The organism is Paenibacillus sp. FSL M7-0896, from assembly GCF_037975415.1.
Lineage (GTDB): Bacteria > Bacillota > Bacilli > Paenibacillales > Paenibacillaceae > Paenibacillus_AQ > Paenibacillus_AQ silagei.
Genome location: NZ_CP150250.1, coordinates 4,350,993 through 4,370,566, shown reverse-complemented (window position 1 = coordinate 4,370,566; position 19,574 = coordinate 4,350,993). Strand labels below are relative to the sequence as shown.

Genomic DNA, 19,574 nt, shown 5'->3' with positions numbered 1-19,574 from the left:
CGGCAATGCTGTTTTCTTTTGCCGCTGCTGTAGGGTACAAGCCTTTTCTATCTATAAAATGACAGAATTTAGAAGCGCACAGCTGATAGTTTTGTGTTACAATGACCTAGGAACAGATTACAACTTTGTAACATATGTAGACAGACACCCTTGTCCCCATGATACACCACAACGAAGATTAAGGAGATGGCAGAATGAAAAGCAAGACTTTGAGAAGAATGATAGGTGGAAGCGTAGCCGCTGTTATGGCGCTTGGCATTTCTCTTCCATTACAAGCAAACGCAGCAGCAGCCGGTGCCCCTGCGGCAGCCGGATCAGATATGAATTTCGCACAGCTCATGGACTATTTCACACAGAACAATTCAACGAAGACCTTTGTACTGGGTGGCAATACGTACACTGTCACTAAAACCTTTGTATACACAACGCCAGCTGCAGCTGCCCCGGCAGCACAGCCGGTAGCTCCGGCTAAGCCGGTTGCAACAGCAGCACCAGTGGCTACAGCGGCACCGTCAGCAACTGCTAAGCCAGCCCCGGCCCCCGTTGCCACTGCAAAACCTGTGGTAACCCCGGCCCCATCTGCGGTTCCTGCAGTTGGCAATAACGCCTCCAGCTACACGCAGCAAGTAGTCGCACTGGTGAACAAAGAGCGCGCTGCAGCTGGACTAGCCCCTGTCTCCGCACTGGACAGCCTGAACAAAGTGGCTGCGGCGAAGGCTGCGGACATGCGCTCGAACAACTATTTCTCACACACTTCTCCGACCTACGGATCACCTTTCGATATGATGTCGGCGTTCGGCATTACGTATAAGGCGGCTGGTGAGAATATCGCTATGGGCCAGAAGACCCCTCAGGAAGTTATGACCGCGTGGATGAACAGCCCGGGTCATAAGGCTAACATCCTGAGCGCGAATTTCAACTACATCGGTGTTGGCTTCGATAATAACTACTGGGTCCAGGAATTCATCGGTAAATAAAGTTGCGTTAACTCCGCCCTCCGGCATTGCCGGGGGGCGTTTTTATGTTTTTAGGATATTAAAGTAATATTGGTCTTGATACGATTAGCGCAGCGCTATCGTGCCGCAGTCCGCGGTCTTGCACGATCAGCGCAGCGCCATCGTGCCGCCCTTACTGCTTCCACCGTTTAGGTGTGAAGCGGCGGAGGGGATTTTGGAACTGTAGGAGCGAATGCGTCCGCCTTTGTCTCCGAATTTTAACCGTATAACGGTTCATTCAATAAATTTGGAGACAACAGCGGCCGTAAGTCCAAAATCCCCGCAGCCGCGCCCCCACCTAAACCCCCCTACGGTTTGCAAATTGTGCAAAGAAGAATTATGTTTATCTACATAGTTAATAATGTTGTGAATGATGGAAGAGGCAGAAGAGTACGGCAGATGGAGGGATAGCATTGAAGGATTCCAAATGGACCTGGAGGACAGTAAGCCTGGTGTCCATCCTGGCAACTTTACTTTTGATTACAGGATTTGTGTATGCAGTGGGCGATATCCTGAACCCGAAGGGGGAGCAGTTCCTCTCCTCCCTTCCGCAGGAGACGGCTGCACCGACAGCCGCGGCAAATGACGAATACAAGATCCTGGCGCTTGGTGATTCTCTGGCCAAAGGGACCGGAGACAACTCCGGGCAAGGGTTTGTTAGACGGACCGTGGATGCCTTGTCGGCCAATGGAGGAAAGGCAGAGCTGCTGGGCAATATGGGCATTAACGGCTTGACCACAGCTGCTTTGCAGAGCAAGCTTCAGGAGGAAGGGGTGCAGTACGCACTGCGTCAGGCGAATGTCATCCTGATCTCCATCGGCGGGAACGACCTGTTCCGGGGCTCGGATATTCTGGGCACAGGCGGGAGCAGCGGACAAGCAGCCGCCTCTGCCAAGCCTTCACAGCAAGCGGTACCTCAGAGCACGGAAGCCCCTGCCAATAACAAGGTAGAAGGCACTACCCCGGTTCCAACCGCGTCTGCAGGTGATCTGACCCCGGAATCGCTTCTCTCCGCTCTGCCTGGGGCCGCCAAACGGCTGGGCAGCATACTGGATACAGTTGCAGAAGTGAATCCGCAGGCCCAAGTCTATTACATCGGACTGTATAATCCCTTTGGAGATATCGAGGGGCTGCTAATTCCCGGCAATCAGGCGGTAACGGCGTGGAATAATGCGGCGATGGATATGATCAACAAGCATCAGAACATGACGCTGGTCCCGACCTTTGACCTGTTTGACCGCCATTTGGCGAAATATCTGTCAAATGATCATTTTCACCCGAACGGGGACGGCTATCAGCGGATGAGCGAGCGGATTGTACAGGCGGTTCGTTGAATCGGATGATTTTTTTTGAACAGAAATGACTGTGGCAAGGAGCTGTATAAGATGGCGAGAACCATTCATGAGGCACCGGGGGATGAGGTCGTCCTGTCCGCCCGGGGAGTCCGCAAAAAAATCGGCCGCAAATGGATTATAGATGATGTCACGTTTGATGTGAAAAAAGGCGAAATCTTCGGCTTTCTCGGTCCGAATGGAGCAGGCAAAACCACAACCATCCGCATGCTGGTGGACCTGATCCGCCCGAGCGAAGGGACGATTACCGTCTGCGGCTATAATGTGAACCGGAATCCGGAAAAAGCGCTGCAATACGTTGGCTCTATTGTCGAGAATCCGGAGGTCTACACGTATCTGACGGGCTGGGAGAACCTGCAGCATTTCGCCCGTATGCAGCCCGGAGTGGACGAGCAGCGGATTGCCGAGGTCGTTGAAATCGTGCGGCTCGATCAGCGCATCCAGGATAAAGTCAGCACGTATTCGCTGGGGATGCGCCAGCGGCTCGGTATTGCCCAAGCTCTGCTCGGCCGTCCCCGGCTGCTGATTCTCGATGAGCCGACCAACGGCCTGGACCCCAAAGGGATCAAGGAGCTGCGCGAATTCATCCGTAAGCTGGCAGACGAAGGGCTGGCGGTCTTTGTGTCCAGTCATCTGCTGAGTGAAATTCAGCTGCTGTGCGACCGGGTAGCCATTATCAGCAAAGGCCGTGTACTCGCTGTTGGCGCTGTAGATGAATTGGTTGCCCGTAACTCACCGTATGTCCTGTGGGAACTGGAGCCGCTTCAGCGGGCAAGAGACATCATGGCCGGGCGGCCGGATATCGCGCTGCTTCATCTGGACGAGGTTACCCTGGATGACTCGGTCATCGCAGGCATGGGCGTGAATTCCCTGGTTACGGCGATGGACGAGGAGCTGATCCCGGAGATTGTTGCCGTACTGGTTGCACAAGAGGTGGAAGTCCGGGCTGTGCATAAAATCAACCCTACACTGGAACAGCTATTCTTGAAGCTAACGGAAGGTGAAGCCATTGACTAACCTGCTGCCGCTCATCCGAAATGAGTGCCTGAAGATTATTAAAAAGAAACGTTTCTATGTCATCCTGCTCATCCTGCTTGTGCTGGTGCCAATGTTTACCTATGCGCAAATGCGCATAGCCGAGCGCAGCCGTGACAAATTTAACTCTGACTGGAGGCTGGAGATCCAGCAGCAGATTACCGATAACCAGAATTCGCTCGGCAGCGACCGGATTCCGGAGGAATGGAAGTCGTACCGGCGGATTTTTCTCCAGCAATTGCAGTATTATCTGGACCATGATGTGAATCCGAACGAGCCGAGCGGAGTAACGTTCACCCGGGAGTTTGTCAATAATTCCGTCTCCCTGTTCATTCCGCTGCTGATCATGGCGGTTGCCTCCGACCTGGTCTCCGGGGAGCGGACGACAGGCACGATCAAAATGCTGCTGACCCGCCCGGTCAGACGCTGGAAGGTACTGTTCAGCAAAATGGTAGCGCTGCTGATGTTCGTCTCGCTGATTGTCCTGTCCGTATTCGTAATCAGCTATCTGATATCGGGGCTGGCTTTTGGTTATAAGGGGTTCAATGTTCCAGTCTTTACAGGCTTCCAGCTAAACGGTGATACTGTGGATATGACGAAGGTTCATGCCGTGGAGCAGTGGAAGTATCTGCTGATGCAGGGCGGACTGATCTGGTATGTCAGCATCGTGGTGGCCCTGCTGGCCTTCATGGTGTCGGTGCTGGTCCGCAGTACAGCTGCGAGCATTGTAGTGATGATGGCGGCGCTGATTGCCGGAACGATCCTGACGAATATGGCTTCCGCCTGGACGGCGGCCAAATATTTATTTATGGTCAATATGGAGCTGACGACTTATTTAGCGGGCACTCCCGCGCCGATAGAGGGCATGACACTGGGCTTTTCGATGGCGGTTCTGGGCATTTGGGGACTTGCGGCCGTAATCATTTCATTCGCCGTCTTTACGAAACGGGATATTTTGAATTAGAATGTACAAAGTGAACGAAAACGTTTGTTTGCATTTTTAGAGAGACAGGAAGACAAGTGAAGGAGGAGCATGAATGCTCGAACAGATCGATATGTTTGCAAAAGTCTCTAAGAACGGCGAAGCAGGCCGGACTGGATACGATGCTGACGACATTCAGGTGCTCGAAGGTCTGGTTGCGGTCCGCAAACGGCCCGGCATGTATATTGGCAGTACGAGTTCCTCGGGTCTGCACCATTTAGTATGGGAAATAGTAGATAATGCCGTAGATGAGCATTTGGCCAAGTTTTGCTCGAAGATTGATATTACACTGCGTAAAGACGGATCGGTGACCGTTATTGACAACGGACGCGGAATACCGACCGGAATGCACAAGACAGGAGTCCCAACGCCGCAGGTGGTATTCACTATACTGCATGCAGGCGGCAAATTCGGCGGCTCCGGCTACAAGAAGTCGGGCGGCCTGCACGGGGTCGGGGCTTCAGTAACCAATGCGTTGTCCGAGTGGCTGGAAGTGGAGATTTACCGCGAGGGCAAGATTCACCGTCAGCGCTTTGAATACTGGGTCGACAAAAGCGGAAAAGAACATGTCGGTGAGCCAGTGACCGGTCTTGAGATACTGGGGAATACGAATAAGACCGGTTCGAAGATTACCTTCAAGCCGGATGTTCGCGTCTTCGCTGCGGGCATTTCATTCAACTATGATACGCTTGCAGAACGGGTACAGGAGATCGCCTTCCTGAATTCCGGGCTTAGAATCAATCTGAGCGACGAGCGCAGCGGGCGTCAGGATGAATTCTTCTACGAAGGCGGCGCCAGCCAGTTCGTGCAATTCCTTAACGAAGGCAAGGATGTACTGCACGATGTAATTCATTTCAGCTCCGAGAAGGACGAGATTGAGGTGGAAATCGCGCTGCAGTATAATGCGGGGTATACGGAGACGATCGCTTCTTTTGTCAACTCCATTCCTACCCGCAGCGGGGGAACACACGAGACAGGCTTCAAGACAGCCTATACCCGTGTGCTGAATGATTACGCCCGCCGCACGCAGCTGCTCAAGGAGAAGGATAAGAATCTGGAGGGCAATGATCTGCGCGAAGGCATGATGGCGGTCATCAGCATCAAGATGTCGGATGTGGAGTTTGTCGGACAGACGAAGGATCAGCTCGGAAGCGCATCTGCCCGCAGTGCCGTGGACTTCATCGTCTCTGAGCGGATGGCGCGGTTCCTGGAAGAGAATCCCCAAGTTGCACAGAGTCTGCTCAAAAAATCGATTCAGGCCTCCAAGGCCCGTGAAGCGGCCCGCAAGGCCCGTGATGAGATCCGCAGCGGCAAGAAGCGCAGTGAGAGCTCGAACCTGGGCGGCAAGCTGTCACCTGCACAGTCCAAGGACGTTACACGTACCGAGATCTTCATCGTCGAGGGCGATTCAGCCGGTGGCTCCGCGAAGCAAGGCCGGGATTCCAAGATTCAGGCGATCCTGCCGCTGAAGGGCAAGCCGATGAACCCCGAGAAGGCCAAGCTGCTGGATATCCTGAAGAATGACGAATACAAGGCGATCATTTCAGCAATCGGTGCGGGAATCGGGCCTGATTTTGCCGTGGAGGACAGCAATTATTCCAAAATCATCATTATGACCGATGCCGATACGGACGGCGCACATATCCAGGTGCTGCTGCTGACCTTCTTCTACCGCTACATGAAGCCGCTGATCGATGCCGGCAAGGTCTATATCGCCCAGCCGCCGCTGTATAAGCTGACACGTAAATCGGGCAAGCTGGAGACGGTCCGCTATGCCTGGAGCGATGAGGAATTGCAGAATTATCTGAAGGAATTCGGGAAGAATTTCGAGCTGCAGCGGTACAAGGGACTGGGTGAGATGAACCCGGACCAGCTGTGGGAGACTACGATGAATCCCGATTCGCGTACGCTGCTTCAGGTGCAGATCGAGGATGCCGCCAAGGCGGAGCGCCGCGTCTCCACGCTGATGGGCGATAAGGTCGACCCGCGCAAGCGCTGGATTGTCGAGAACGTCGACTTCACGGAGATCGTGGAGTAACAAAGATCGTAAGTAGTAGTGGGAAGTGACGATTACTTCCGCGTTTTTAATTTTTTGATGATCTGCATAAGCGAAGCGGCTGATTTCTCAATAGGTTTGGAACTGAAATTGTGAAACTATAGAAGGGAAAGTAACGGAGGGGATTTTGGAACTGTAGGAGCGTTAGCGACCGCCTTTGTCTCCGGATTTTTACCGCGATCAGCGGTTTTAAATCAGAAAATCTGGAGACAACAGCGGCCGGAAGTCCAAAACTCACCGCAGTTACGGTCATCCCTTCTATCCGGTTTACGATTTGGTTCCAATGAATTGAGAATTTCAAAACGCACAGCGTCAGATCATCAATCTTTAAAAACGCGGACAGAATGAGGAACAGAAGGTGAAGAGGATATGAGCAGTTTATCAGAGCAATTTTTGCCGGCTTTTCTGGAAGAGGTCGTGGGTGACCGGTTTGGCCGGTATTCCAAATATATCATTCAGGACCGGGCGATCCCCGATGTGCGCGACGGGCTGAAGCCCGTGCAGCGCCGGATTCTGTATGCCATGTACGATTCCGGCAATACGCCGGATAAGCCATACCGCAAGTCAGCCAAAACCGTCGGTGATGTCATGGGTAACTACCATCCCCACGGGGACTCCTCGATCTATGACGGGATGGTGCGGATGGCACAGCCGTGGAAGATGGGGCATGTGCTGGTAGACGGACACGGCAACTGGGGTTCCATGGATGATGACCCGGCGGCGGCGATGCGTTACACAGAAGCGCGTCTGTCTCCGATTGCCATGGAGATGATGCGCGATATTGAGAAGCGCACCGTACTGTTCAAGGACAACTTCGATAATACTGCCAAGGAGCCGGTGGTTGTTCCCTCCCGTTATCCGAATCTGCTGGTGAACGGAACGAGCGGGATCTCGGCCGGATTCGCCACTGAGATTCCACCGCATAACCTGCGGGAAGTCATCGACGCCTGCATCGCGGTCATGCAGAAGCCGGACATTGCGCTTGAGGATATCATGACCTTCATCAAGGGGCCGGACTTCCCGACAGGCGGAACCATTATGGGCGGAGACGGCATTATGGATGCTTACCGCAGCGGCAAAGGCCGTATCTATCTGCGTTCCAAGACGGAGATTGAGAATCTGCGCGGCGGGAAGCAGCAGATCGTGATCACCGAGGTGCCTTTCCAGATCGTGAAGTCACGCCTGGTGACCTCCATGGAGAACATCCGTCTGGAGAAAAAAATTGAAGGGATCGCCGAGGTCCGCGATGAGAGCGGCCGTGAGGGCCTGCGCATCGTGGTGGAGCTGAAGAAGGAGGCAGATGCACAAGGCGTCTTAGCCTATCTGCTCAAAAAAACCGACCTCCAAGTCACCTACAACTTCAACATGGTAGCCATCGTTAACAAGGCTCCGCAGCAGCTGGGGCTCAAAGCGATCCTTGAAGCCTACATTGCCCATCAGCGGGAAGTGGTCACTCACCGTACCCGGTTCGATCTGGAACGGGCGGAGGACCGTGCCCATGTCTTAGAGGGACTGGTCAAGGCGCTGAACATTCTGGACGAAGTGATCGCTGCCATCAAGGCATCGAAGAACCGCCAGGATGCCCAGAATAACTTGGTATGGATGTTCGGCTTCAGCGAAAGACAGGCTGATTCTATCCTTACCTTGCAGCTCTACCGTCTCACCAATCTGGAGATTCATTCGCTGCAGAAGGAGCTTGATGAGATGCTGGCCCGGATTGCTGTGCTCCAGGGGATTCTGGACAGCGACAAGAAGCTGATTACCGTTATCCGCAAGGAGCTGCTGGAGATCCGTGACAAATACGGAATCGACCGCCGTTCCCTGATTCAGGGCGAGGTAGAGGAGCTTAAGGTTAACATGGAGGTTCTGGTCAATGCGGAGGATGTGCTGGTTGCGCTCTCTGCGGACGGCTATATCAAGCGGACCGGCATGCTGTCCTTCACCCGTTCGGGCGGGGAGCGCCACTCTTCAGGCGTCAAGGATGGCGATCATATCGTCAAGCTGCTGGATCTGAATACCCGGGAGAGCCTGCTCGTCTTCACCCGCAAGGGTCAATACTTCCTGCTTCCCGTGCATCAGATTCCAGAGTTCAAATGGAAAGATCCGGGGACGGCCATCGTCAACGTGATCGGACTGAATAAGGGAGACAGTGTCGTCAGTGTACTGCCGGTCGGCAACCTGGAGGACCCGCTGGCCAGTCTGGTCTTCATCACCCGCAAGGGGCAGGTGAAGCGTACCGAGCTCAAGGAGTACTCTACAAGCCGTTCCGGAGCCGTTGCCGCCTGTAAGGTGGCCGAAGGCGATGAGATCATTACAGTGGCGCACAGCAGGGGTGACAAGGAGATCGTGCTGATTACCCGTGAGGGCATGAGCATCCGTTTCCGTGAGAATGAAGTGAATCCTATGGGCCGGGTGGCCACAGGAGTTAGGGGAATTCAGCTCCGTGAAGGAGATGAGGTGGTCTCCTGCTTCTGGGTCAGCGAGGATGAAGGTGAGATCCTGGCGATATCCGACATCGGTTATGCCAAGCGCTCCCTGATGGTGGATTATCCTTCCCAGAGCCGCGGAGGCAAAGGGATGCCAACCTTCGAGTTCAAGGAAGGCAAGCGTGTCCGCCCGAACGGCAGCAGGCTGGCAGGCGCATTCTATTGCAAGGAGCCGCTGGAGGTGACCGCCATCACCCAGAGCGGTGCGGTACATTCCTTCTCTTCCGAATCGGCACCGATTGCTGAACGTCGTTCTACAGGCAAGCAGCTGGTTGCTGTCGAGAAGAAGGACGAAATCGCCATTCTTTTTCAGGCAGTCAAGTAAAATATAATACCGCATGTAACGGCGCGGGCAGCTCAGAGTAACGGGCTGCCCGCGCTTTTAATTTGGGGGGGGGATAATTGCAGATATGATTTTATTTTTTGGCCTTGAAGGATTTGGAATTTTTCTGGCGAAAAAGTAAATATACCTTATAGAGATCCGCAGGAAAGGAAGGAATAAGTGTGCACTCCACTGAATTCAGTAAAATCTGGCATAAGATATTAAAGGACTATAAGCTACATATGGACAGCAAGCTTGCCCCTACACTGACTGATGCCCAGCTTACCGTACTGGAATTGCTGCAGGAGCGTGATGCGATGAAGCCTTCTGATTTGGCCCCTCATCTGGCAACCAGCCCGGCGGCCGTAACGATGCTGCTTGACCGGATGGAGAAGCATAATCTGATTGTCCGTGAACGCGATGCCTCAGACCGCAGAATTGTCTGGGTGAGCATCACCGAGACAGGCCAGCGGGAGACGCTGCGCGGACTGAAGGTCCGCAGTGATTTTTTTGCAGAAGCGCTGGACCCCATTTCCTCCCATAATCAGCAGCTGCTGCTCTACCTCATGGGCAAGATGGCGGTTGCCCCGGCCGTGGATGACGCAGCTTCGGTACAGTCCGTATAAGCACCTGCTACTTAGAGCATCAGAACTAAAGAAGTCGAAGCGGGTTAACTATCCAATCCAATGCAGCAATTGAAAGCGTTCAGTTGCAAGTGAGACACTGGGATAGTTGTAGAATGTACACTTAAATACAGCGAAAAAGCATATTTTCATCGTATAACTGTATTCTCTACAACTAAAACCTGTCCAAAGAGGGAAGAATCAAAATTATTGACTATTTAAATGTATGAAATACAACTATACGGGTGATCGGTTATATATCAGATGTTTTAGTTGTATAAAATACACTTAAGCCTATCTATCGCCACTCCTGTCGTGCTATCCTTGTTTGGACGGCACTGTTACAGCGGGAAATAGAAGAATAAGTTATTGAGTGAAACATATGAATGCTTATATTTCAAAAAAAGCAGGCTGTCCGTTAAAGGATAGCCTGCTTTTGCATTTGCGGAGTCCAAAGATTCCAGGGATAGGAACGGGGAGGCAGGGAGAGCAGCTCGACTTCTTCCTTGGTCACCGGATGCGGGAACCGGGTGAGTGCAGACCATAATGCAATCTGCTGTCCCGGTCTGTTCACGGCCGCGCCGTACTTCTGATCTCCATATAGCGGACAGCCAACGTCGCTGAGCTGGACGCGGATCTGGTGGGAGCGGCCGGTCAGCAGGTCAATCCTCACCAGCGAATAGCCTTCTGCCGTACCAATCACGGTATAATCAAGGATGGCTTGCTTGCCGCCCGGCGTTCCCTCCCGGACGGCCTGGACGGTATTGCTCTTAGGGTCCTTCAGCAGCGTATGCTCCAGCCGGGCCTCTGCGCCTGGAAGCTGACCATGCACCACTGTCAGATAGACCTTCTGGAAGGCGTGGGTGCGCACACTCTCGGATAGCCGGGAGGCTGCCTTCGAGGTCTTGGCGAAGATCATCGCACCGCCTACAGGCCGGTCCAGCCGGTGAACCAGGCCCATGAAGACGTTGCCCGGCTTCGCGTAGCGTTCCTTCACATCTTCCTTCAGCAGGGTCAGCAGATCCGGGTCGCCTGTAGCATCCTCTTGAACGGGAATATTCACAGGCTTCACAATGCCGAGCAGATGGTTGTCCTCATATAGAATCTCGAACCGGGAGGGGCTGCTGCCGGATTCTCCTGCTGCGCCGTTATTCGTTCCGGTCATGGCTTACGCCTCCCAGCGGCCCAGAATCCCGCAAGGCAGATTCATGCCGGAGGCTGTAATCGGCAAGCCGATCTCACCGGAATTCAGCTTGCCGCCATAGCGCTTGCCCATCGTCATTGACAGCATATTGCGCAGTACGGTTGGCGAGATGCCGGTCGTATAGGAGTTAATCAGCATGAATAACGGACGGTCGCTCATAATCTCCATGCAGCTCTCCAAGAACGGATAAAGACTGGATTCGAGCTTCCACATTTCTCCGCCCGGCCCTCTTCCGTAGGACGGCGGGTCCATAATAATAGCATCATATTTGCTGCCGCGGCGCTGTTCACGCTGGACGAACTTGAATACATCATCGGTAATGAAGCGGAGCGGCTTGTCGGCAAGACCGGACAGGGCTACATTCTCCTTGGCCCATTGAACCATCCCCTTGGCTGCATCGACATGCACGACGGAGGCTCCGGCACTTGCTGCCGCAACAGTGGCTCCGCCGGTATAAGCGAACAGGTTGAGGACGGAGATCGGCCGGTTAGCCGCTGCGATCTTGTCCATCATCCAGCGCCAGTTGGCCGCCTGCTCCGGGAACAGCCCGGTGTGCTTGAAGTTCGTCGGGCGGAGGTGGAACTTCAGCTTGCCGTAGCTGATTTTCCAGTCCTCCGGTATCGTCTTCTTCATCTCCCACTGCCCGCCACCGGCGGAGCTGCGGTGATAATGTCCGTGCACATCCCGCCATTTGGCGCTCTCGCTGGCCAGCGGCCAGATGATCTGCGGGTCCGGCCGGCGCAGGATAATATCGCCCCAGCGTTCGAGCTTCTCCCCGCCCCCGGTATCGATCACTTCATAGTCTTTCCAATCACTGGCTAGATACATTATTAATCCATCCTTCAAAAAGTCATTTAGCCTTTATTGTACAACATTTAAGCCTGCAGCTACAAACAAAATGGTTGCAAAGCTGCGACTATTCCCAGTGTAGCCAACAAGCAAGAGGCGTATAATACCAGGAAAAGCAGGGCAGATCATTTTGCAACATAATCATTCAGTAAGCAGGGGGCTTGGCCAATCGAAAAGCAGGTGTTCTGGCGCTTCGTACAGGGATTGTGTATGATCTGAATACAAGGTTACAGCAAAGGAAGGAGGCTGCACTGGGATGTATAATCTTTCGGCGCTGTATCATCCGATAACGGCCAATCCGGCCGGGGGCGGCGAGTATCTGCCGGGCAGGCTGCTTCAGCCTTATGTCCGCTGCTACTGGGGATCAGGAGCACAGCCCCGGCTGCCGCAGCAGACGGAGACTATCATACCTGATAGCTGCATGGATATTATATGGGAATGGGATGAGCGGACAGGGGAGTCCGGCGGGATTTTTTGCGGGATTAACGACACTCCGTTTGAGGCAGGACAAGCAGCACAGTCTGTTACGACAGAGCGTTTCGCCATCCGGTTTCACTTCTGGGCCGTTCATTTGTTCGCAGACGAGCCGCTGACGGAGGTATTGAATGTGCATGTTCCGGTAGAGTATTATTTCAGAACCTTCCGTAAGGAGCTAGGAGACAAGCTCCAGTATATCCGCACAATGACTGAGCGCATCGCTGCTGCTGAAGCTTTCCTTTTGCGGAGATTGGAACGGGGAAACCGCAGCAGTGACGGGATGATGAACGCGGTCCACAGGCTGCTTACATCACGCGGGATCATGACGGCAGGGGCGCTGGAGAGCAGCTCGGGCTTAAGCAGCCGCCAGCTTGAACGGCTGTTCCGGCAGCATATCGGCCTTCCGCCCAAAAAGGTCGCCGATCTTATCCGTTTCCAGAATGTCTGGCGTGACCTGTACCGTTCCTCCCAGACCAAGGGCGTCATGCAGGATATGGTGTTCACCTACGGGTACAGCCACCAGTCGCATTTGATCAACAATTTCAAGAAGTTCGCAGGCAGAACTCCGCTGGATGCGCTGAGTCATGCCCGGCGCTAATGTCGTTTTTTTGCAATACAAGCTATTCAGGCAGAAGTACAATGAGGATAGAACGGCTGACACCAGCCCGATCACAATACAAGCAATGAAGGGAAGGATATCACTATGATTACAGCTTTTGACGGCATCAACCTGTACAGTAAAGACCCCGTAGCTCTGGTAGCATTCTATTCGGAGGTACTGGGCATTCCGGTTCCATTCGAGGGCTATGGAGAAGCTGGCGGGGCCAAAATTGCGATAGACGCCAGCCAGCCCGGCATCATTATATGGAACGCAGACAAGTGGGAGAACCTTACCACCGGCACCGTTAATCTGGTATTCTCCTGCGGCAGTCTGGACGAAACGTATGAGCAGCTGAAGGCGAAAGGACTGGATTGCCAGCCTCCGGCAACCATGGAGTACGGCGGTAAAGAGATGAATTTCCGTGATCCCGACGGCAACGCAATTACCTTGCTGGAAGGCGGATATTAATCGTTCCACACATCATATGATAATAGGATTACTGAGCAGCGTCAGCACCGGGCAGAAGTTATGTCATGGGCTGGCGCTGTTTGTGTTATACGGCAAGGATGGCCAGGCTAAGAGCGGAATCACTTTTTTAATATTGACAATGATAATCATTATCAAATAGAATGAGATTAACACAGTATTAAGGTAAGTAAGATACGGTCTGCGTAAGGGATCGGATTATAGAGAATACATTTCATTTGGACCCTGGGAGGATAAAAGTCATGGCTAAAGTGCTAGTGGCATATGCCAGCTTGACTGGCAATACGGAGGAAATCGCTGAATTGATCGTGGAAGGAATACGCGCGGCAGGCGGAGAGGCCGTACTGAAATCGGTCATGGACTGCAATGCGGATGAGATAAAAGCGTATGAGGCTGTAATACTGGGTGCGTACACATGGGGAGACGGCGAGCTGCCGGATGAATTCCTGGATTTCTATGAAGAGCTGGATGAGCTGGATCTCAGCGCCTGTAAGGCGGCGGCCTTCGGAAGCGGAGACACCGGGTATGCGATCTACTGCGGAGCAGTGGATCAGATTGAAGAGAAGCTGAAGGAGCGCGGGGCCGAGATTGTGCAGCCCAGCCTGAAGATTGAATACGGTCCGAATGCAGCGGAAAAAGAGGCTTGCCGCACTTACGGGCGCCAGTTCATCGAGATCTGCGCGGCGGTCTCTTAAGGATGGGCGCGGCGGCAGGAGACTTCACAGGAACGAAGCCGGATGCTGAAGCTGGCCGGTACAGACGTCTGAATGATTACCGCATGGAGCACATCATGCTGGGCGGGGCCGAGGCGGCCGGCAGCGGAGCTCCCGCTACCGGACTTCCCCGCTGGAGACAGCAGGTTCAATATGCAGTCGGACATACGCTGAATGACTACTACAGTCTGCGGCCCGAGGTGCGCCGGGAGACGCCTGTCCAGTTTTTGCTGGAGCGCCGCTGGCCGCCGAAGGGCAATGCTTTTCCTTCCCTGATGCATTACTGGGATGTCAAGCAGGCAGTGGCTGATGAGCTGATGCGGATTGTCGCAGGCAGTTACACCGGAGAGATTCCGGTGATGCGGTTCGAACAGTGGCATGTTCCTGTCCGGGAGCTTGAGATTGAACTGGCGGTGATTTTTCAGCTGGCCTGGAATTCGAAGCTTACGGGACGCAGTCTGAATATCCAGAAATTCATGGTACATGCTGACCAGCAGGTGATTACCGGATTTCTGCATATGGCGAATGTATTCTGCCATAAGGCTTACGGGAAGCCGGCGGAGACGATCGCCATCTACTCGCTGCTGGATGGCCGCAGGCAGCTGTATGACGGAGCAGACATGCCCCTGCAGGAATCGCTGGATTATGTGCGCCTGCTGTCTGTCTTCCTGGAACGGGAAGAACAGGGAGCAGGCTGCGTGAAATGCAGCAACCGCCGCAGCGACCGGGATGAAGCCCAGATGCGGGGCTACGGACTGATGTAGACGCAGACGATGAGTTAAGAGACTACGCCAAAAAGCATCTCCTTCAGGGTCATTTGACCGTGAGGGGATGCTTTTTGATTGTTTAGGAATTGTATGCTAAAAACAGCATACATTGTGCTGGTGCGCAGGCGTTTGGCGCAAATGTATGTGAAAAACAGCATACATTGTGTCACACGCAGGCGTATGGGCCGAATGTATACGAAAAACAACATACATTTGCTGGCGCGCGGGCGTATGGCCCAAATGTATGTGAAAAACAACATACATTGTGCTCACACGAAGGCGTATGGTCCAAATGTATGTGAAAAACAGCATACATTGTGCTGGTGCGCAGGCATACCAATGTTGCTTCTTGGAATACTCGTTGCCAGGCTAGCTGTTCAAAGGATAGGTGTAATAATCCTGCTGGCTCTGAACGACAAATCCGCAGCTCTCATAGAGCCGCAGCGCATTCGGGTTATCCAGCGCAACCTCCAGGTTCACCCCGTTATAATTCCGCTGCTCCCGCTCAATGGTCTGCTGCAGGGCACTCCGGCCGATGCCGAGACCGCGCAGCTTCTTGTCTACCACAAATCCGTAGATCCAGGTTTCGTTGTCCTCGGACCACAGGCGCATTTTGCCGGCGGGCTGGCCGCTGAGCTCAATGATGATATGCTCCTGGGAGCCTTCCTGTTCGTGCTGCACATACATTTCTGCGGCATCCTCTTCGGTCATCTGGAACCCGTCGCAGTCGAAGGCGATGAGCAGCGGGGTCTCCTCCGGACGTGCAGGCCGGAGCATGACATTGCCTGAGGCCGAGCTGGCCTCTGAGGCTCTAACCTTGCTGCCCTTACCATCCCATTTCATCTGAAACTCCGAATGGCTGAAGGCAAGCGGCAAGGTCTTCAGATAGGCATTGCCTGAAGCCGAAGCCGCAGGTGTGTTCAGCAGCAGCGTCTTCACTTTTTCCTGCCGGATGATGGACTCTGCCTGCTTCCAGAGGGTGCTGAAGATCCCCCGGCGGCGGTAGCCCGGCCGGACCATGCCGCATACCTCCAGATCACCGCTGATGCCGTACAGGCCGATGAATCCGGTCAGCACATCCTTTTCATAGGTCACCAGGTATTTCGCACCGCCTGCTTCTCCTGGATGCCGGAGCATGTCCCAGTTCAGCTTCAAGGCAATGCCCTCATATTGCTCGCAGCGCTGCTGCAGCTCTTCAATCTGTTTCAGTGTATCTGTATTCGTCAAACGTTCTTCCTCCTATTTGAGCACATCCTTGTATTCCTCGTGCTTCTCGAATTGATGGGCCGCATACGGGCACACCGGTACAATCTTGACACTCTGCTCACGGGCCAGCTCAACGACCGCCCGCACGAGCTTCTCTCCAGCCCCCTGGCCGCGCAGATCTTCTGAGACAAAGGTATGGTCAATCACCAGATTCCCTGTGTTCTCTTCGGTTCTGTATGTAATCTCAGCCAGGTCTTTTCCGTCACCAGCGATATAGAAACGTCCTTCTCCCTTTGCAATCTTGTCCATCTTATAACCTCACTCCATTCCGGTATAGTGCCTTTATTTTACTACCCTGTCCGGCAAAAAGCGAGAAAGCGAAAGAAGGATAAGGGAATAATATGATATGATTAAGGCACTAACGCTGTAATGAAAAGAAGTTGCATCAGGGGGTATAGACATGGATTACAAGGCAGAGGTTCATTTTCACCCGGTATATGAATTAATAAGCAGTATACATACGTACATCTGCAAGAAGGGGAGTAAAAAAATAGATCTCGGCATGTCCTGGGCGGCGGAGGTGTCAGGCCGTTTGGGCCCGGAGCTGCTGGAAGCATTAGAGGAGACGGAGCTGGATAATGATTGGAAGCTGTTTAATCTGCTGATTCATCTGTGTCCTGACAAAAAGAGTGTGAGCAGTGTGCTGGATTGGCTGGAAGGCCTGCCCGTTGGGGAGATGTACGAGACTCTTGGAGGTTATGTAAATAATTTCCCCGTACAAATGGAGCTATACCGCAGCCGCATGGTCTTCCTGCTGTCGGAGTGGAACCGGCAATACTTCAGCAGCTGCAATCCGGGGATTATGGACAAGCTGCAGCAGCATGCTGAGGAACGAAGGGGGATGCTCACAGGCAGCCCGGTTGCAGAATTTGTGAACAAGACAACGAACGGATTCTTTTTCTTGCCGGGCGGCGGTCTGCGCAGACTGGTGCTGATTCCGCAGTTCCACTTTCAGCCGATTAATATCCTGTATAACTTCGGTGACCTGACGATCTGTCATTATGCCGCAAGAATCCAGGTGCCGGAAGAAGAGATTTCACCTGTCATGCACCGGACACTCCGCAGTCTGGGCGAGAAGAGCCGGCTCCGGATTCTCAAATCGCTGGGCGGTGAGCGCAAATCGTTCACGGAGATTGCCAGGCAGGCAGGTCTGTCCAAAGGAATTGTTCATGATCACATTACCAGTCTGCGGAGTGCTGGTCTGCTGAATGCTTATATCGAGGGCGAGAACGTCATTGCGTACAGTCTGCGGATGGAGGGCATTCAGCAGATGAAAGAGCAACTGTCAGAGTATCTGAAATAACAGCGGACAGCTTTTATTCTCAGTTTTGCTTTAGCGTCAAACCAGAAGTCAAAGTCTTCTCAACTAAGGAGAAGATTTTGGCTTTTTTTGCTGTGATTCACTAATTCAATTCTTCTTCTGGAGAATTATTTTGAAGTTCTCTATTTACAGAACATACTTTACTTTCTATAATGTGAACTATCGGTCTTTATTCATACTTAGTGGGTAGGAATTATTAGAATTTATAAATTGTGAGAAAAGAGATGATGTTATGAGAAAAAGTACGTTTGTGTTGTCCTCCTTATTCCTGACAGCTTCGCTGTTGCTGTCCGCCTGCTCCGATAACAGTAGCCCGGAAGCAGCATCCACAGCCACTCCTGCCAGCTCTGCTCCGGGTGCTTCAACCAACTCAGCAGCCACTTCGTCCCCAGAGGTGGTGCCTGCCGGTGCGCTTAATGAGCCTTTTACTGCAACCGACCTTACGAAGCTGCCGGCAGCCGCGCAGAAACGCACCGATACCATCATCGTAGGCCTTACCGATCCCAGCGGTGCCTTCACGCCTTACTTCCAGGAGAGCGGTTATGACGGTAATGTCTCTTCACTGCTCTATGCATCGCTGGTGACGGTGGATGACAAAGGGGTGCCAACGCCAGAGCTGGCCGAGAGCTGGGAGGTATCGGACGATCAGCTTACATATACGTTCCACCTGCGCAAAGATCTGAAGTTCAGCGACGGCTCGCCGCTCACGGCGGAGGATGTGGCGTTCACCTGGACTCTCCAGTATGACAAAGCCTATGACGGCGGTTCTTCGCTTCCCTCACTGAAGGTGAAGGGCGGGGAGGCTTAGAAGGCCGGAACGGCCAAGACGGTGGAAGGCATCCGGATTATTGATCCGCAGACCCTTTCCGTTACGCTGGAGCAGCCCAATGCCACGGCGCTGGTGACTCTGGGCTCCAATGTACTGTCCAAGGCCTATTATGGCAAGGACTACAAATTCGGCCAGCTCGAATACATCAAGAAGCTTCATGAGAAACCGCTAGGCGACGGCCCTTATACGCTGGAGAAGTTCATTCCCGGACAAGAGGTCCGGCTGATTGCCAACCCGAATTACTTCAAGGGCAAGCCTAAGACAGAACATTTTATCTACAAAACCACCTCAGGGGATGCCTGGCAGTTCCTTGAGACGGGTGAGGTGGACTATGCCTCTTTTCCTGCAACAGAAGAAAATATCACGAAGCTGAAAGAGCTCGGTTATGTCAATATTCTCCCGTATACCCCAAGCACTTATGGCTATATGCAGGTTAACCTGAAGCATGAGCAGCTCAAGGATAAGCGGGTCAGACAGGCGATTGTCTATGGGCTGGACCGGCAGAGCATCTATGTGGACGCAGCCGAAGGCGCGGGGGCAATAGCCAACATTCCTGCTTCGCCGATCTCCTGGTCCTATACTGAGGAAGGCATTAATCCTTACAAATATGATCCTGAGCAGGCGAAGAAGCTGCTGGATGAAGCCGGCTGGACGGTAGGGGCAGGGGGCATCCGCGAGAAGGACGGCAAGCCGCTCAGCATCCATTATCTGGCCAGCAAGAGCAAGAGCTCAGACATCTTCATCGCGGTCGCCAAAGAGAACTTCGCGGCGCTCGGCATCGACTTCCAGCCGGAGATCTTCGCCGACTTCAACTCGCTGGTCTCAAAGACAGAGAGCGGGGACTATGATCTCGTCTCCTTCTCTACCAGCATGCTGACCGATCCGGCGGATGGCTTCATGCAGTTCTTCGACGGTGAGATCACGGACTATGACAACCCGAAGTTTACTGAGCTGTACAACAAAGCGCTGGCTACCACGGATATTGAACAGCGCAAAGCAGTCTATAAAGAGCTGTATCAGCTATTCAACGACGAGCTGCCAGTCATTTTTACCAATTACAAAAAAACGGTATACGCCTATAACGGCCGCATTGAGAATCTCTCGGTCAGCCCGTTCATCGGTCTTGCCGGCAGTCTGCCGAACTGGACTCTGAAATAACGAATGATTCATCTCCTGTCTGCGTCACAAGGCGGGGGCAGGCAGGGGGATG

16 protein-coding genes and 1 pseudogene are annotated in these 19,574 nt (G+C 53.3%); 13 read left to right on the top strand and 4 right to left on the bottom strand.

Features of this window, described 5'->3' with window-relative positions; genetic code table 11:
- Positions 1–194: 194 nt before the first annotated feature.
- From MKY12_RS18875 to MKY12_RS18845, 7 genes are all read left to right on the top strand, one after another.
- Positions 195–977, top strand: coding sequence for a CAP domain-containing protein (locus MKY12_RS18875; protein WP_339310330.1), 783 nt, complete (start codon positions 195–197; stop codon positions 975–977).
- Between the two features lie 431 nt (positions 978–1,408).
- A complete protein-coding gene (locus MKY12_RS18870; RefSeq protein ID WP_339310329.1) occupies positions 1,409–2,329 on the top strand; it encodes a GDSL-type esterase/lipase family protein in 921 nt (306 codons plus the stop codon).
- A 51-nt stretch (positions 2,330–2,380) separates the two neighbouring features.
- Positions 2,381–3,364, top strand: coding sequence for an ABC transporter ATP-binding protein (locus MKY12_RS18865; RefSeq protein ID WP_209869863.1), 984 nt, complete (start codon positions 2,381–2,383; stop codon positions 3,362–3,364).
- A complete protein-coding gene (locus MKY12_RS18860) occupies positions 3,357–4,346 on the top strand; it encodes an ABC transporter permease (RefSeq protein WP_036732948.1) in 990 nt (329 codons plus the stop codon). Before MKY12_RS18865 ends, MKY12_RS18860 begins: the two co-directional genes overlap by 8 nt.
- A gap of 73 nt (positions 4,347–4,419) precedes the next feature.
- Positions 4,420–6,402 (top strand): DNA topoisomerase IV subunit B, encoded by a 1,983-nt coding sequence (gene parE, locus MKY12_RS18855; RefSeq protein ID WP_036732950.1) that lies wholly within the window; start codon positions 4,420–4,422, stop codon positions 6,400–6,402.
- A gap of 387 nt (positions 6,403–6,789) precedes the next feature.
- Positions 6,790–9,231, top strand: coding sequence for a DNA gyrase subunit A (gene gyrA, locus MKY12_RS18850; RefSeq protein WP_339310328.1), 2,442 nt, complete (start codon positions 6,790–6,792; stop codon positions 9,229–9,231).
- Positions 9,232–9,410: 179 nt separating this feature from the next.
- Positions 9,411–9,854: a MarR family transcriptional regulator gene (locus tag MKY12_RS18845; RefSeq protein ID WP_036732955.1), complete on the top strand. Its 444-nt coding sequence runs from the start codon at positions 9,411–9,413 to the stop codon at positions 9,852–9,854.
- A 415-nt stretch (positions 9,855–10,269) separates the two neighbouring features.
- Here MKY12_RS18845 and MKY12_RS18840 read toward each other — a convergent pair whose 3' ends face one another.
- Positions 10,270–11,016, bottom strand: a complete 747-nt coding sequence (locus tag MKY12_RS18840; protein WP_036732959.1) for an RluA family pseudouridine synthase — start codon at positions 11,014–11,016, stop codon at positions 10,270–10,272.
- Between the two features lie 3 nt (positions 11,017–11,019).
- Positions 11,020–11,883 carry a class I SAM-dependent methyltransferase gene (locus tag MKY12_RS18835; protein WP_036732961.1) on the bottom strand — a complete coding sequence of 288 codons (864 nt, stop codon included), beginning with the start codon at positions 11,881–11,883 and terminating at the stop codon, positions 11,020–11,022.
- Positions 11,884–12,160: 277 nt separating this feature from the next.
- Between MKY12_RS18835 and MKY12_RS18830 the strand changes: the two genes are divergently transcribed.
- The 4 genes from MKY12_RS18830 to MKY12_RS18815 all read left to right on the top strand — a co-directional run bounded on the left by MKY12_RS18830 (position 12,161) and on the right by MKY12_RS18815 (position 14,945).
- Positions 12,161–12,979 (top strand): helix-turn-helix domain-containing protein, encoded by an 819-nt coding sequence (locus MKY12_RS18830; RefSeq protein ID WP_339310327.1) that lies wholly within the window; start codon positions 12,161–12,163, stop codon positions 12,977–12,979.
- A 105-nt stretch (positions 12,980–13,084) separates the two neighbouring features.
- Positions 13,085–13,450 carry a VOC family protein gene (locus MKY12_RS18825; protein WP_036732967.1) on the top strand — a complete coding sequence of 122 codons (366 nt, stop codon included), beginning with the start codon at positions 13,085–13,087 and terminating at the stop codon, positions 13,448–13,450.
- A 260-nt stretch (positions 13,451–13,710) separates the two neighbouring features.
- Positions 13,711–14,163 (top strand): flavodoxin, encoded by a 453-nt coding sequence (locus MKY12_RS18820; protein ID WP_339310326.1) that lies wholly within the window; start codon positions 13,711–13,713, stop codon positions 14,161–14,163.
- Between the two features lie 2 nt (positions 14,164–14,165).
- Complete coding sequence (locus tag MKY12_RS18815) at positions 14,166–14,945, top strand: hypothetical protein (protein WP_339310325.1); 780 nt, start codon at positions 14,166–14,168, stop codon at positions 14,943–14,945.
- Between the two features lie 372 nt (positions 14,946–15,317).
- Here MKY12_RS18815 and MKY12_RS18810 read toward each other — a convergent pair whose 3' ends face one another.
- The gene (locus MKY12_RS18810; RefSeq protein WP_339310323.1) at positions 15,318–16,175 is read right to left on the bottom strand and encodes a GNAT family N-acetyltransferase; all 858 of its coding nucleotides are present in this window, start codon (positions 16,173–16,175) and stop codon (positions 15,318–15,320) included.
- A 12-nt stretch (positions 16,176–16,187) separates the two neighbouring features.
- Positions 16,188–16,463 carry a GNAT family N-acetyltransferase gene (locus MKY12_RS18805; protein WP_339310321.1) on the bottom strand — a complete coding sequence of 92 codons (276 nt, stop codon included), beginning with the start codon at positions 16,461–16,463 and terminating at the stop codon, positions 16,188–16,190.
- Positions 16,464–16,614: 151 nt separating this feature from the next.
- Here MKY12_RS18805 and MKY12_RS18800 point away from each other — a divergent pair, with 151 nt between their 5' ends.
- Positions 16,615–17,517 carry a winged helix-turn-helix domain-containing protein gene (locus MKY12_RS18800; protein ID WP_339310319.1) on the top strand — a complete coding sequence of 301 codons (903 nt, stop codon included), beginning with the start codon at positions 16,615–16,617 and terminating at the stop codon, positions 17,515–17,517.
- Positions 17,518–17,767: 250 nt separating this feature from the next.
- Positions 17,768–19,522 (top strand): annotated as a pseudogene (locus MKY12_RS18795) (ABC transporter substrate-binding protein).
- The last annotated feature ends 52 nt before the right edge of the window (positions 19,523–19,574 follow it).